Below are 14,438 nucleotides of genomic sequence, written 5' to 3'. Positions count from 1 at the left end.
GAAAAAGCATCCCGCCCGAGTGGGCGGGATGCGAGGATGAGAGAACGGGGCCGGCGCAGGGGTCAGAACAGGTCGGCGGGCAGATCCATCATGGACGCCTTGCCCGACTTGATGGAGCCCCACAGGCCGGCCACCTGCGGCAGCAGGCGGTCGATGAAGAAGCGGGCGGTGACGATCTTGCCTTCATAGAAGGCCCGGTCGGCGTCGGGCTCGTCCTTCTTGGCATAGGCCACCTCGGCCATGCGCACCCACATATAGCCGAGCGCCACCAGCCCGAAGAGGCGCAGATATTCGGTGGCGGCGGCACCCGCCTCGTCGGGGTCCTTCAGGCCCTTCTGGGCGATGTGGGCCGTGGCGAGCTGGAGCGCGCCGAAGGCCTTGCTCAGCGGGCCGACCAGGGGGCCCAGATTGTCGTCGTCCACCTTGCTCTCGATATAGGCGAGCACGGGATGGAAGAAGGCGCGCAGATAGCGGCCGGTGTGGGCGCCGAGCTTGCGGCCCACCAGGTCGAGCGCCTGCACGCCGTTGGTGCCCTCATAGATCATGGCGATGCGGGCATCGCGCAGATACTGCTCCATGCCATGGTCACGAATATAGCCGTGGCCGCCATAGACCTGGACGCCAAGCGAGGCATTCTCGAAGCCGAGGTCGGTGAACAGCGCCTTCACGATGGGGGTCATGAGGGCGGTGAAATCCTCCGCCCGCTGGCGCTCCTCCGGGTCCTGGGCGCGCTCCATCAGGTCGAGATGGCGGGCCACCCAGCCGGACAGGGCGCGGCAACCCTCATTATAGGCCCGCATGGTCATCAGCGTGCGCCGCACATCGGGGTGCACGATGATGGGATCGGCGGGCTTGTCGGGGTATTTGGCGCCGGTCAGCGCCCGGCCCTGGAGGCGCTCCTTGGCGTAGGAGACCGCGCCCTGATAGGCGGCCTCTCCGACGCCCAGGCCCTGGGCGCCCACCGAGAGGCGCTCGGAATTCATCATGGAGAACATGGCGCGCATCCCCTTATGGGGTTCGCCCACCAGCCAGCCCTTGGCCTCGTCGAACGACATCTGGCAGGTGGCCGAGCCATGGATGCCCATCTTGTGCTCGATGCCGGTGCAGGTGACGCCATTGCGCATGCCCGGGCGACCATCTTCCGTGGGCAGGAACTTGGGCACCAGGAACAGGCTGATGCCCTTGATGCCCTTGGGCGCGTCCGGCAGGCGCGCCAGCACCAGATGGACGATGTTCTCGGTCATGTCGTGTTCGCCGGCCGAGATGAAGATTTTCGAGCCGGTGACCGCATAGGAGCCGTCGCCCAGCGGCTCCGCCTTGGTGCGCAGGAGGCCGAGGTCGGTGCCGCAATGGGGCTCGGTGAGGCACATGGTGCCGGACCATACGCCTTCCACCATCTTCGGCAGGAAGCGTTCCTTCAGCTCCTGCGAGGCATGATGGGAGAGCGCCACATAGGCGCCGTGGGTGAGGCCGGGATAGAGGCCGAAGGCGATGTTGGCGGAGCACATCATCTCCTCCACCAGCTTGGTCACGCTGGCGGGCAGGCCCTGGCCGCCCCATTCGGGGTCGCAGGCAATGCCGTTCCATCCGCCTTCCCGATAGGTCTGGTAGGCCTCCTTGAAGCCGGGCGGGGTGCGCACCACGCCATTCTCATAGGTGCAGCCCTTCTGGTCGGCGACCACATTGAGGGGGGCGAGCACCTCGGTGACGAGCTTTGAGGCCTCCTCGAGCACGGCATCGATGAGGTCGGGCGTGACCTCTTCAAGGCCCTTCATGTCCTTGAGGCTTTCGCTGCCATGAAGCTCGTGCAGCACGAAGCGCATGTCGCGAAGCGGCGGCTGATAGGTCTGCATGGGCGTCTTCCCGAATTGTTCTGCCTTGGACGGTGGCCTCAAGCGATGGCGACGTTCGATGGCCGGCTGCGAAATCCGTGGGAGAACTCCCCCGCCGCGCCGGGCGGCGGGGGAGGCGACATCAGTTGCGGAGCGGGCGGCCCGTTTCGAGCGTGTGCTCGATGCGGGCGAGCGTGGCATTGGTGCGGATGAGGCGCATGAACCCGGCCCGCTCCAGCTCCAGCACGTGGGCTTCCTTCACCGGCTCGATGTGATCCGCATTGCCGCCGGAGAGCACCTCGGCCAGCGCGTCGGCCACCACCAGGTCGTGCGTGGTGGCGATGCCGCGCTTGTGGAACCCTTCGGCCGCCATCACGAGGGCGGTCTTGCCGGAGGGGCCCGGCAAGGTGAGGTCCACGGGCTTGGGCGGCACATAGTTTTCCGCCAGGGCCAGGGCCTTGGCCTTGGCATCCGCCAGGAGCCGGTCGCGGTTCATGGTGATGCCGTCGGTCTCGCGCAGGAACAGATATTCCTTGGCTTCCGCCGCCGACTTGGAGACGGTGGCGGTGGAGACCATCTCGAACACCTTGGAGGTGGCCGGCATGGGGCCGCGCGGGAAGATCTTTTCCGATTGCCAGCGGGTCAGCATCTCCTTGCAGCCACCCCAGCCGGGCAGCAGCCCGACGCCGCATTCCACCAGGCCGATATAGCTTTCCGCATGGGCCTGGACCGCGTCGGAATGCAGCAGGATCTCGCAGCCACCGCCGAGCGCCATGCCGGCGGGCGCCGACACCACGGGGAAGGGGGCGTATTTGAGCTGCTGATAGGTCTGCTGGCCGGTGGCCACCAGCTTCTCCACCTCGCCAAAGGCGGCGATGTTGCAGGCGAACAAGGCGAGGCCGAGGTTTGCGCCCACCGAGAAGTTGGTGCCCTCGTTATAGATGACGAGGGCCTTGTACTTGGACTTCACCAGCGGAATGGCGCGGGCGAGCAGCGTGATGATGCCCTCGTCCAGGGAATTGCCCTTGCTGGTGAATTCCAGGCACACCACGCCGTCGCCAATGTCCCACAGCGCCGCCGAGCCATTCTTCTGGATCGGCTGGGAGCGCAGCTTGATGTCGGCGAGCAGCAGCACGCCCTCGGGCCGCTCTATGTCGTGATAGGCGCCATCGGTCCCCAGATATTGCTGACGCCCCTCGGCCACCCGGTAGAAGGGCTTTCCGCGGGCGGCGGCCAGCAAAGCGGGGACTTCCAAGCCCTCCGCCTCAAGGCGGGCGGCGAGGGCCTCGGACCCGATCTTGTCGATCAGCTCGAAGGGGCCGAACTTCCAATTGTAGCCGAGGCGCATGGCCTCATCGATGGCCACCACCGTATCGGCGGCCTCGGGAACGAGGCGGGCGGCATAGGCCAAAGTCGGGCCCATGACGGCCCAGGCATAACGTCCGGCGGGGCCGTCGCTGGCGAGCAGCGCGGGCAGGTCCTTGGACAGTTCCTCCAATTCGGCGAACTGGGCCTTTTCCTCCCGGCGATAGGCACCGGTCTTGAGGTCGATGGCCTCCTTCACCTTGCCGCCGCCCTCGCGATTGAGGCGATAGAAGCCGCCCTTGCCCTTCCGGCCGATATAGCCGTTGGCGATCATGTCGCGCAGCAGCGGCACATCGCGCAGCAAAGCATGGAAGGGGTCGGACTTGGGCAGTGCCCGCTCCAGGCTCCCCTGCACATGGGGCATGAGGTCCAGGCCGACCAGGTCCAGCAGGCCGAAAATGCCGGTCTTGGGGATGCCGAAGGGGCGCCCCATGACGGCGTCGGCTTCCTCGACACGCATCTCCAGGTCCAGCGCGCCGATGACCGCCGCCTGAATCCAATAGGTGCCGAGCCGATTGGCGATGAAGCCGGGCGTGTCCTTGCAGTCCACCACCGTCTTGCCGAGCTTCACGTCGGCAAAGGCCTTCACCCGCTCAACCGTCGCCGGGTCCGTGTCGGCGCCGGCAACGATCTCCAAAAGGCGCATGTAGCGCGGCGGATTGAAGAAATGGGTGATGAGGAAGTCCCGCCGGAAGCCCTCGGGCAGGCCGCCGGTCAAGTCGGCCAGCGGAATGGTTGATGTGTTGGAGGACACCGCCGTTCCCGGCGTGCGCACGGAATCAATCTTGGCGTAGAGCGCCTGCTTGATGTCGAGCCGCTCGATGACCGCTTCCACGATCCAGTCGCAGGAGGCGAGGTCGGCGAGGTTGTCCTCGATATTGCCGGGCTTCACCAGGCGCGCATTGCGCTTGGCCATGAAGGCGGCGGGATCGGCCTTCAGGAGGCGCTCCACCGCCTTCTCGGCGATGGCGTTGCGGTTGGTGGCGCCGTCCGGGACGATGTCGAGGAGCAGCACCTCGACGCCGGCATTGGCCACATGGGCGGCGATGCCGGCGCCCATGACGCCGGCGCCGATGACGGCGACCTTCTTGATGGGACGGGGCGTGTCGCTCATGGCGTGCGCCTCCCTCAGATCCGCTCGAGGACGGTGGCAATGCCCTGGCCACCGCCGATGCACTGGGTGGCCAGCGCATAGCGCCCGCCGTCCCGCTGGAGCAGCGCCGCCGCCTTGCCGACGATGCGCGCGCCCGTGGCGCCCAGCGGGTGGCCGAGCGCGATGGCGCCGCCATCCTTGTTGAGCGTCTCGCCCTGGATGCCCAGCTCGCGGGCGCAGGCCAGCGCCTGGGAGGCGAAGGCCTCGTTCAGCTCCACCACGTCCACGTCGCCGATCTCGATGTTCGAGCGCTTCAGCGCCTTGCGGGTGGCCTCCACCGGGCCGATGCCCATGATTTCCGGCGCGCAGCCGGCCACCGCCACGCCCTTGATGCGGGCGAGCGGGGTGAGGCCGTTGCGCTCCGCATAGGCTTCGGTGCACACCAGCACTGCGGCCGCGCCATCGGTGAGCGGAGAGGCGGTGCCGGCGGTCACGGTACCGTTCTGGTCGAAGGAGGGCTTGAGGCCGGCCAGATCCTCGGCCGTGGTCTCGGCACGGATGCAGCCGTCTTTTTCGATCACCGAACCATTGGCGCGGATGGCGACGATTTCGGCGTCAAGCCGCCCGTCCGCCTGGGCGGCGGCCGCCTTGCGCTGGCTCTCCAGGGCGAAGGCATCCTGGTCGGCGCGGGTGATCTGCCACTTGCGGGCGACATTCTCGGCGGTGTCGCCCATGCCCATGTAGGCGGCGTGATTCTTGGCGTGCAGGGCGGGGTTCGGCATGGGGTTGAAGCCGGTCATGGGCACGCGGCTCATGCTCTCCACACCGGCGCAGATAAAGACTTCCCCGGCGCCCAGCTGGATCTGGCCGGCAGCCATGTGCACCGCCTGCATGGACGAGCCGCAGAAGCGGTTGACGGTGACACCGGCCACCGACTGCGGCAGCTCGGCAATCATGCCCACCAGGCGCGCCACGTTGAAGCCCTGCTCGGCCTCGGGAAAGGCGCACCCGAGGATCAGGTCCTCGATGTCCTCGGCATTGACCTTGGTGCGGACGATCAGCTCGCGGATGACTTGCGCCGCCAGATCGTCGGGCCGCACCCGCGCCAGATCACCCTTCTTGGCCGGGGTGAAAGGCGAGCGGGCATAGCCCGCGATGACCACGTTCTGCATGGGCTCTCCTGCCAGGTTCATTGTGTTGTTCGTTGCGTTCCGCCGAACCGGGGTCCGGCGCACGTGAGGGGCGAGGGCCGCTCGCCGGAAGGTCAGCTGGCCGCCTTGGCGGCTGCCACCTGCGCTTCCAGCGCGGCCAGCGTCTGTTCCTCGATGTCCTTCAGTTCCAGGATGCTTTCCTCCAGCGCCAGGCGCTGGTCCTCCAGCATGTCGAGGCGCGTGCGCACCTTTTTCAGCAGCAGGCGGATCTGCTCGGTCTGCGAGGGATCGATGTCGTAGAGGTCGAGATATTCCTTGATCTCGCGCAGGCTGAAGCCGAGCCGCTTGCCGCGCAGGATCAGGACCATGCGGGCCCGGTCACGCTTGGTATAGACGCGGATGTTGCCGGCCCGGCGGGGGGTGATGAGACCCTTGTCCTCATAGAAGCGGATGGTGCGCGGCGTGATGGCCAGGTCCCGCGCCAGCTCGGTGACGGTGAAGAAGGTGTCCGTCAGTCCACCGTGGGCATTGCGAGGGGAATCCACAGCCGGCACCTCACCTATACGTCAACTCACGGCGCTTACGATACATGCTTTGACCTTGGCTGCAAGAGGCTGCGAAACCGCGCTCCCGCCAATCGTCGCTGCATTGCCGAACATGGCCGAAGCTTGGCCGGCTGTGCTTCGTGCATCGCACAACCCATGTCCATCGATTCTGCCGGGAATGGCGGTGCAAACGGTCAGGAACATTGACCTTCCGACGTCCTGACTTTTGGAAAAGTCGGGGACAGCCCGCCCGAAAATCGCCATTCCGGTGCCGCTTTCGTGACTGAAATGACACACATTCACATGGAGGTGAGGGAAGCGCCTCCGGGTCCTCATTTGCCCGGTTGACGATCCCCGCGGCTTGTTCATGCTGGATGACGTATAGGGCATCTGATGCACGAATAAGTGCGCCGCACAAAAATCGGATCCCAGGAAACGCTCAAATCGTAGGGGGCACCATGTCCATCGCCACCGGCCTGTCTCGCACTTCCCCGGCCCTTCTGGTGCCGGTCGTCCTGCTGGGCGCGGCCACGGCCGCGCAGGCGGGCGGCTTCGGTCTTCGCGAGCAGAGCGCCTATTACCAGGGCACCTCGTTTGCCGGAAACGCGGCGGGCGGCGCGGGCCTGGCCTCCATGTATTGGAACCCGGCGGCCATCAGCTTCGTCCCCGGCCTCCAGCTGGAAGGCAACGTCACCTATATCGCCCCCCATGCCTCCATCGATGTCCTGAGCGCCCGCAGCGCGCTCGGCTCCAATCTGGGCGCGGTGGGGGTCGGCGACATCGTCGACAATGGCGTCCTGCCCACCGGCTACGCCACCTATGCCTGGGATCGCTGGGCCATCGGCCTGTCGCTGACCTCGCCCTACGGCCTCATCACCGATGCGCCCTGCAACTGGTCCGGCCGCTATTACGGCTGCTACAATCGCATCGCCGACTTCAACATGGCCGCCCAGGTGGCCTATCGCGTCACCGATTGGCTGACCATCGGCGGCGGTCTCCAGGCCAATTACATGGATGCGCGCCTCGGCCAAGCGCAGTACATCACCGGCGCGCCCACCTTTGCCACGGGCTACACCCAGGTGGATGGCAGTTCCATCGCCTATGGCTTCACCCTCGGCGCCCTCTTCACGCTGGCCCCCGGAACCACCGTCGGCATTGGCTATCGGTCCCAGCTCAGCCAGAACCTCGAAGGCACGACCACCATCTACACGCCGCTGGGCACCCCTGTGGGCGTTCTGGGCAGCACGGCGGGCCTGACTTTGCCCGACCAGATCACCGGCTCCTTCCGCTCCAAGCTCGATCCGCGCTGGACCGTCATGGGCACGGTGGAATGGACCAATTGGTCCACCTTGCAGCAATTGGTGATCGTGCCGTCCGCCGGCGCACCGTCGGTGCTGTCGCTGCACTGGCAGGATGGCTGGTTCTTCTCCGGCGGCGTCGAGTATCAGTGGGATCCCAAGCTCGCCCTGCGCGCGGGCGTTGCCTATGAGATCTCGCCGGTCACGGACGAATATCGCACGCCGCGCCTGCCCGACAGCAACCGCCTGTGGCTCTCCGCCGGCTTCACCTATGCCTGGACGCCCCAGCTGAGCATCGACTTCGCCTATACCCACATCTTCGGCCAGAGCGGCAACATCGCGCTCGGACCCAACGATCCCGCCAACCTTACCCGTGGCACGCTGGTGGCCGAGGTCAACAGCGCCTATGTGGACATCGTCTCCATGGGCATCCGCTACAAGTTCGACGCGCCCACCAATACGGCCGCCCTCATCACCAAGTGAGGCGACGTGGCGGGCTGCGGCCCGCCACCTTCAGTTTGGCGCATTCCACTCCGATAATACCAACGGCGCCGCAAGAGCGCCGGTTTGAACGCAAGGGGAAGGCCGCGCGGGGCGAGGGGCCCTGCGGCGGTCCCTTCCATATGCAGGGGAGGGCATCGATGCTCAAGCGGCTCGATGACAATGGCATTCAAGCGGGTCCCGTGCCCGATCTGCTGGCCGCCGCCGTGGCCGAACATGGCCCGCGCCCGGCGCTCAATTTCATGGGCCGGCGCTGGACCTATGCGGAGTTGGGCCACCTGGTGGACAAGGCTGCCGCCGGCCTTCAGCAACTGGGCGTCGGCAAGGGCTCAAAGGTCGGGCTGTGCCTGCCCAACACGCCCTATTCGGTGATCTTCTATTTCGCCATCCTGAAGACCGGCGCCACGGTGGTGAACTTCAGCCCGCTTTATGTGGAGCGGGAGCTCAAGCACCAGATCGCCGATTCCGGCACCACCATCATGGTGGTGCCCGACCTGAAGGTGGTGCATAGCCGGGTCGCCGCCGTGGCGGCGGAGGCGGGGCTTCGCTCCATCATCGTGTGCCCCATGCGCGGCATCCTGCCCTTCGTGAAGGGCTGGCTGTTCCAGCTCTTCAAGCGCAAGGACCAGGCGGTGTTCTCGGAAGGCGACGGCCTCCATCTGCGCATGGAGACCCTGATGCGGGGGGCGGACAAGCCCACCCCCGTCTTCATCGACGCCAAGGTGGACGTGGCGGTGCTGCAATATACCGGCGGCACCACCGGCGTGCCCAAGGGCGCCATGCTCACCCACGCCAATCTCACCGCCAACGCCTATCAGGTGATCCGGCATGTGGGGTGCCTGCGGGCGGCGGAAGAGCGGGTGCTGGGCGTGCTGCCCCTGTTCCATGTCTTCGCCATGACCAATGTCATGAACATCCCGGTGGCGCTAGGCTGCGAAATCGTCCTGGTGCCGCGCTTTCAGCTGCAGGACCTCCTGGCCACCATTGCGGCGGCAAAGGTCACGGTGTTTCCCGGCGTGCCGACCATCTACACGGCCATCAACAATGCGCCGGGCCTCGACCCCAAGGGCCTGTCCTCGCTGAAGCTGTGCATCTCCGGCGGCGCTCCGCTGCCGGGCGAGGTGCGCCAGAGATTCGAGGAACTGTCCGGCTGCAAGCTGGTGGAGGGCTACGGCCTGAGCGAGACCTCCCCGGTGCTCACCGCCAATCCGCCGCTGGGCGTCATCAAGGACGGGTCCGTGGGGCTTCCGGTGCCGCAGACCGTCATTGAGATCCGAGACCTCACCCAGCCCCATCGCGTGCTCCCACAGGGCGAGCGCGGCGAGGTCTGCGCCCGTGGCCCGCAGGTGATGCAGGGCTACTGGCATCGGCCGGAGGAAACCCGCAACGCCTTCGTGGACGGGGCCTTCCGCACCGGCGACGTGGGCTATGTGGACGAGGATGGCTATCTCTATCTGGTGGATCGCATCAAGGATGTGATCCTGTGCGGCGGCTATAACGTGTATCCGCGCATGATCGAGGAGGCCCTCTATCTCCACCCGGCCGTGGCCGAGGCGGTGGTGATCGGGGTGGAGGACAAATATCGCGGCCAGGCGCCCAAGGGATTTGTGACCTTGCGCGACGGCGAGACCGCCACGCCGGAGGAATTGCTGGCCTTCCTGACCAAGCAGGTCTCGAAGATCGAAATGCCGAAGGCCGTGGAGATCCGCGAGCAGCTCCCCAAGACGCTGGTGGGCAAGCTGTCCAAGAAAGAGCTGGTGGAAGAGGAGCGCAAGAAGACGCATCCCACCTGACCGGCCGATCCATCCGCCATCCGCCGCAGCCCTTCGCACGCGGGCGGCGGGGCCATGGATCAGTTTCCCCGCTCCGACGTTGTTGCCCTGCGGGCGTGAGCCCGGCTGTGCAGCAATGGCAGCCACATCCCCACGGCGTGGTCACAAACGCCCGGGCGGAGATGGGGCGGGGAGGCGGGTATGAGGGGATCGGACCGGCGCATGGCGCGCAACGTGGCCGTGGCGTGCCTGGTGGTTGGCGCCTTCTGGATCTCCTGGCAGCTGGTGGAGATTCTCCTCCTGGTCTTCTTCGCCATCCTGGTTGCCATCATGCTTCACGCCTTGGCCGAGCCGGTGGCGCGCGTGACCCGCTTGCCGCCCCATGTGGCGCTCATCTTCACCGCCCTCACGGTGGCCGTCAGCTTCGGCGCCGTGTTCTATCTGTTCGGCTCGCTGATCCAGGATCAGGTCGCCGACCTCGTGGAACGCCTGCCGGGGGCCTGGGCCTCGCTCCGGGACCGCTTCCAGCTCCAGCAATTGGAGCGCTCGGTGATGGAGCAGGCCAAGAACAATGTGCCCACCGGGGAAGCCTTGCTGACGGCGGTGCGCGGTCTCACCAGCAATGTGGCCAACCTCATGGTGGGCATCTTCCTGGTGGTGGCAGGCGGCCTTTACATGGCCATCCAGCCCAAGCTCTATCTGGATGGCCTGGTGGCGCTGTTCCCCGAGGAGAATCAGGCTGCCGCCAGGGCCCGCTTCCAGGAGGCGGTGGTGGCGCTGCGCCTGTTCCTGAAGGCCCAGCTCTTCGCCATGGTGCTGGTAGGCCTGCTGACCGGAGTGGGGCTCTGGATGATCGGCGTGCCCTCCGCCTTTGCGTTGGGCCTGTTCGCCGGGCTGGCCGAATTCGTGCCCATGGTGGGGCCGGTGGCGTCCGCCATCCCGGCCTTGCTCCTGGCCGCGACGGTGGGCTTTGAGACGACCATGTGGACGCTGGTGCTGGTGGTGGTGGTGCAGCAATTGGAGGGCAATGTGGTCATGCCCTTGTTGCAGCAGCAGATTGTCGCTTTGCCCGCGGCGGTGGCGCTGTTCGCGGTGGTGGCCTTCGCCACTTTGTTCGGCATGCTGGGCGTGGTGCTGGCGACCCCGCTGACGGTGCTGATCTTCGCCCTGGCGCGGGACCCGGTGGTGGCCCCGCGCTGAAATCGGCGAGGCGAAAGGCCCCGCGCGCGACGTTTCCCGCGGTGTTTGCGGTGCGGATCGGGCCGTGTATGTTCGCGCGCCCGCAACGGGTGTGGCCCGCCGTTCCCACGGCGGCGACCTCACACCGGAGGCCAGGGCCCGCAGGCACCTGAAAACGGGGCCGCGGTTTGGATGTGGAGCGGGGGCGGGGCAGGCGGGGGCAGAACGCGGTTCGGGACGCGGTGCCGACGGCTGCTTTGGATGTGGTGCGGTCGCCGGGGCCTGTGGAGGCGCCCGCGACTGTCTTCAGGGGATGCAGTTTCATGGCCCGCGATACGCTGGATGCCACGCCGATCGAATCCCGCGACGAGCTCGTCGCCTGGCTGGCGCAAGGCAATAAGCCCGAGGCGCGTTTCCGTATCGGCACCGAGCATGAGAAGATTCCCTTCACGCTCGGCCGCCACGAGCCGGTGCCCTATGAGGGGCCAAAGGGCATCCGCGCGGTGCTGGAAGGCATGCAGGCGGCCACGGGCTGGGAACCCATAATGGACGGGCCGCACATCATCGGCTTGGCTGATCCGGTGGGCGGGGGCGCCATTTCGCTGGAGCCGGGCGGCCAGTTCGAATTGTCCGGGGCGCCGCTGGCGACCATTCACGAGACCTGCGCAGAGATCAATGCGCACCTCACCCACCTGCGCACGGTGGCCGATCCGCTCGGCCTCGGCTTCCTCGGCATCGGCATGAGCCCCAAATGGAGCCGCTCCGAGACGCCGGTGATGCCCAAGGGGCGCTACAAGATCATGGCGGCCTACATGCCCAAGGTGGGCAATCTGGGCCTCGACATGATGTTCCGCACCTGCACGGTGCAGGTGAACCTGGACTTCTCCAGCGAGCATGACATGGTGCGCAAGCTGCGCGCGAGCCTCGCGCTCCAGCCCATCGCCACCGCCTTGTTCGCGAACTCGCCCTTCACCGAGGGGCACCCCAATGGCTTCCTGTCCTTCCGCTCCGAGATCTGGCGCGACACGGATGCGGACCGCTCGGGCATGCTGCCGTTTGCCTTCGAGGAGGGCATGGGCTTTGAGCGCTATGTGGACTATGCGCTCGACGTGCCCATGTATTTCGTCAAGCGCGGCGACCATTATATCGACGTGGCCGGCTCGTCCTTCCGCGATCTCCTGGCAGGGCGGCACCCGCTTCTTCCCGGCGAGACAGCAACGTTGTCCGACTGGATCAACCACCTGTCCACCATCTTCCCGGAGGTGCGGTTGAAGCGCTTCCTGGAAATGCGCGGCGCCGATGCCGGGCCCTGGTGCACCTTGTGCGCGCTGCCAGCGCTCTGGACCGGTCTGCTCTATGACAGCGCCAGCCTTGATGCCGCCCTGGACCTCACGAAGGACTGGACCGCGCAGGACCGCCAATCGCTGCGGGACGACGTGCCCACGCAGGGCCTGAAGACGCAGATTCGCGGTCGATCGGTGCAGGAGGTGGCCGCCGAAGTGGTCGAGCTGGCCCGCCAGGGCCTGACCCGCCGCCGTCTGCTGGACAGCCAGGGGCGCGACGAGACGCGCTTCCTCGCCCCTGTCGACGAGGTGCTGCGCAATGGCCGCACGCCGGCCGAAGACCTGCTCGCCCGCTATTTCGGCCCCTGGGGCGAGACCGTCGAACCCATCTTCGCGGAACTCGCCTACTGAGCGGTGACGCCCCGCTGACCATGCGTGACGTGCATGGTTGGCATGCGCGTGGGCCGGGTGACGGGCGGGACTCCAGTGCCCACAAATGGCGGGCAACGGGAAACCCCAATGACCGCCCCCTCACCTGGCTCGTCCGCTGGACTGGGTCCCCTGGACGTCGTCCTCTATTTGGCGACCGTCGTCATCTTCGGAACCGGCTGGCTGCCGCTCCGCCTGCAACTGGGCGTCGTGGCGCCCGAAGTGTCCGGCGTATGGCGCTTTCTCGTGGCGGGCTTGGTCATGTTCGCCTGGGTGGCGGCGCGGCGGGGGCGGCTGTCCTTTCCAGTGAAGGATCACCTCCTGTTTGCGGCCCTGGGCCTGACGCTGTTCTCGGTGAATTTCGTCAGCTTCTATTATGCCGGTCTCTATCTGCCGTCTGGCCTGCTGTCCGTCCTGTTCTCGCTGGCCGCCGTCTTCATCCCGCTCATGGGTGCGGCCCTGACCGGCATCGCGCCCAACCGGCGCATCCTGTTCGGGGCGATATTGGGGATCATGGGCGTCGTGCTCGTGTTTGGCCCATCTGTGCTCGAGAAAGAGGTCTCCCCCAGCCTGCCGCTGGCACTTGGCCTGGCCTTGGTGGGCACCCTGTCTTTTTCCTGCGGCAGCTTTGTCATCGCCACGGTGGGCCGGCGCGGCTTGCCGCAGGCCTCGGTCAATGCCTTCGGCATGCTCTACGGCGTCGTCTTCTGCGCCGCCCTGGCGCTGCTCACGGGGGCGGACTTCAAGCTCGAGTGGACCGCGCGCTATCTCGGGTCGCTGGCCTATCTGGTGGTCGTCCCGACATTGCTCGGCTTTGGGGTCTATATGACCCTCATCCGCCGCATTGGTCCGAGCCGTGCGGGCTATGGCACCGTCATGTTTCCGGTGATCGCGCTGGCGCTTTCCACCGTGTTCGAGGGCTATCACTGGACGGTGTTCGCCGCCTTCGGCGTGGCGTTGGTGCTGGTGGGCAACGTGGTGGTGCTGCGCGCCCCGCGCTCCGGCCTTACTCCGCCGCGTCGGCCTCGGTGAGATTGTCCAGGCCCTGGATGATGTGCTGGGCCAGGGCCTCCGCCAGCGGCGAGGGCTCGTGGCGATTGCGCAGCAGGGCGATGTCGCAGGGCGGCAAGGGCGGATAGCCGTCCGCGGCGCCGAGCACCCGCATGCCCGGCCGCAGCGCCGATTCGGGGAAGACCGAGATGGCCAGCCCCGCCAGGACGGCGGCGGAGACCGCTCCGCAATTGGGGCTGGTATAGAGCACGCGATGGGCGCGGCCGGCCGCCGCCAGGCGGGAGAGCGCCACGTGCCGCCACTGGCAGGTGGGCCGCCCCAGCCCCAGCGGCACCGGCGTTTCCAGATGCACCGAATGGCGCGCCGAACTCACCCAGAGCAGGCGCTCCCGCCGGATCAGCTGGGCATTGCGGGCCGCGTCCTCCGTATAGGTGATGATGGCCAGATCGATGGTGCCCGCCCGCACCCGCTCCACCAGTTCGGACGTGGGTTCGCAGATGACGGTGAATTCCACCGAAGGGTGCGTTGCTGAAAACCGCGCCATGATTTCCGGCAGGTAGCGGTCGGCATAATCATCGGGCACGCCGAGGCAGACCCGCCCGGTGAGCATCTCGTCCGCAAAGCTGGCGGCGGCCTCCAGGTTCAGCTTCACGATCCGCCGGGCATAGCCGAGCAGCCGCTCGCCGTCTTCGGTCAGGCGCGAGGCGCGGCCGTCGCGGACGAAAACGGGTCGCCCCACCCGCTCTTCCAGGCGCTTCATCTGCATGGAGACGGCGGACTGTGTCTTGTGCACCACATCCGCCGCGCGCGTGAAGCTGCCGGTCTCGGCGATGGCAACGAAGGTGCGCAGCTGATCCGCGTCAAACAGAGCGCTCATGGGACTCTCCGAAAGAAACATCACGGAGAATGATAGGTGGGATGAAAAACATTCGCTAGCGTGATTCAATCGTCCGTAGCACATAGGTCAGCACGGATGACG

10 protein-coding genes are annotated in these 14,438 nt (G+C 66.7%); 5 read left to right on the top strand and 5 right to left on the bottom strand.

Translation table 11 applies throughout. The features are described 5' to 3' along the window. Positions 1-62: 62 nt before the first annotated feature. The 4 genes from ACT54L_RS16555 to ACT54L_RS16540 form a co-directional block, all read right to left on the bottom strand. Positions 63-1,853, bottom strand: a complete 1,791-nt coding sequence (locus tag ACT54L_RS16555) for an acyl-CoA dehydrogenase C-terminal domain-containing protein (RefSeq protein ID WP_476086741.1) — start codon at positions 1,851-1,853, stop codon at positions 63-65. Positions 1,854-1,974: 121 nt separating this feature from the next. Further along, entirely contained in the window at positions 1,975-4,311 is a 2,337-nt protein-coding gene (locus ACT54L_RS16550; RefSeq protein ID WP_476086740.1) for a 3-hydroxyacyl-CoA dehydrogenase/enoyl-CoA hydratase family protein, read from the bottom strand. A gap of 14 nt (positions 4,312-4,325) precedes the next feature. Continuing rightward, complete coding sequence (locus tag ACT54L_RS16545; protein ID WP_476086739.1) at positions 4,326-5,462, bottom strand: thiolase family protein; 1,137 nt, start codon at positions 5,460-5,462, stop codon at positions 4,326-4,328. Positions 5,463-5,554: 92 nt separating this feature from the next. Then, a complete protein-coding gene (locus ACT54L_RS16540) occupies positions 5,555-5,986 on the bottom strand; it encodes a MerR family transcriptional regulator (protein WP_476086738.1) in 432 nt (143 codons plus the stop codon). Between the two features lie 458 nt (positions 5,987-6,444). Here ACT54L_RS16540 and ACT54L_RS16535 point away from each other — a divergent pair, with 458 nt between their 5' ends. The 5 genes from ACT54L_RS16535 to ACT54L_RS16515 all read left to right on the top strand — a co-directional run bounded on the left by ACT54L_RS16535 (position 6,445) and on the right by ACT54L_RS16515 (position 13,480). Next, the gene (locus tag ACT54L_RS16535; protein ID WP_476086737.1) at positions 6,445-7,767 is read left to right on the top strand and encodes an OmpP1/FadL family transporter; all 1,323 of its coding nucleotides are present in this window, start codon (positions 6,445-6,447) and stop codon (positions 7,765-7,767) included. A gap of 158 nt (positions 7,768-7,925) precedes the next feature. Continuing rightward, positions 7,926-9,578, top strand: coding sequence for a long-chain-fatty-acid--CoA ligase (locus ACT54L_RS16530; protein ID WP_476086736.1), 1,653 nt, complete (start codon positions 7,926-7,928; stop codon positions 9,576-9,578). A 180-nt stretch (positions 9,579-9,758) separates the two neighbouring features. Next, positions 9,759-10,757, top strand: coding sequence for an AI-2E family transporter (locus tag ACT54L_RS16525; protein ID WP_476086735.1), 999 nt, complete (start codon positions 9,759-9,761; stop codon positions 10,755-10,757). A gap of 302 nt (positions 10,758-11,059) precedes the next feature. After that, positions 11,060-12,430 (top strand): glutamate--cysteine ligase, encoded by a 1,371-nt coding sequence (locus tag ACT54L_RS16520; protein ID WP_476086734.1) that lies wholly within the window; start codon positions 11,060-11,062, stop codon positions 12,428-12,430. Between the two features lie 108 nt (positions 12,431-12,538). Beyond that, positions 12,539-13,480, top strand: a complete 942-nt coding sequence (locus ACT54L_RS16515; RefSeq protein ID WP_476086733.1) for a DMT family transporter — start codon at positions 12,539-12,541, stop codon at positions 13,478-13,480. Here ACT54L_RS16515 and ACT54L_RS16510 read toward each other — a convergent pair. After that, entirely contained in the window at positions 13,455-14,336 is an 882-nt protein-coding gene (locus ACT54L_RS16510; protein WP_476086732.1) for a LysR substrate-binding domain-containing protein, read from the bottom strand. The genes ACT54L_RS16515 and ACT54L_RS16510 overlap by 26 nt on opposite strands. Positions 14,337-14,438 lie beyond the last annotated feature (102 nt).

It is taken from the genome of Aquabacter sp. DMC10, from assembly GCF_056314145.1.
The sequence above is the reverse complement of the archived record's forward strand: the minus strand, read 5'-3'. Positions and strand labels throughout refer to the sequence as shown.

Excerpts from the sequence above, each read along its gene's own strand:
- ACT54L_RS16530 (WP_476086736.1), top strand. The coding sequence starts at position 7,926 with ATGCTCAAGCGGCTCGATGACAATGGCATTCAAGCGGGTCCCGTGCCC.
- ACT54L_RS16545 (WP_476086739.1), bottom strand. The coding sequence starts at position 5,462 with ATGCAGAACGTGGTCATCGCGGGCTATGCCCGCTCGCCTTTCACCCCG.
- ACT54L_RS16555 (WP_476086741.1), bottom strand. The coding sequence starts at position 1,853 with ATGCAGACCTATCAGCCGCCGCTTCGCGACATGCGCTTCGTGCTGCAC.
- ACT54L_RS16550 (WP_476086740.1), bottom strand. The coding sequence starts at position 4,311 with ATGAGCGACACGCCCCGTCCCATCAAGAAGGTCGCCGTCATCGGCGCC.
- ACT54L_RS16520 (WP_476086734.1), top strand. The coding sequence starts at position 11,060 with ATGGCCCGCGATACGCTGGATGCCACGCCGATCGAATCCCGCGACGAG.
- ACT54L_RS16535 (WP_476086737.1), top strand. The coding sequence starts at position 6,445 with ATGTCCATCGCCACCGGCCTGTCTCGCACTTCCCCGGCCCTTCTGGTG.
- ACT54L_RS16525 (WP_476086735.1), top strand. The coding sequence starts at position 9,759 with ATGAGGGGATCGGACCGGCGCATGGCGCGCAACGTGGCCGTGGCGTGC.
- ACT54L_RS16515 (WP_476086733.1), top strand. The coding sequence starts at position 12,539 with ATGACCGCCCCCTCACCTGGCTCGTCCGCTGGACTGGGTCCCCTGGAC.
- ACT54L_RS16510 (WP_476086732.1), bottom strand. The coding sequence starts at position 14,336 with ATGAGCGCTCTGTTTGACGCGGATCAGCTGCGCACCTTCGTTGCCATC.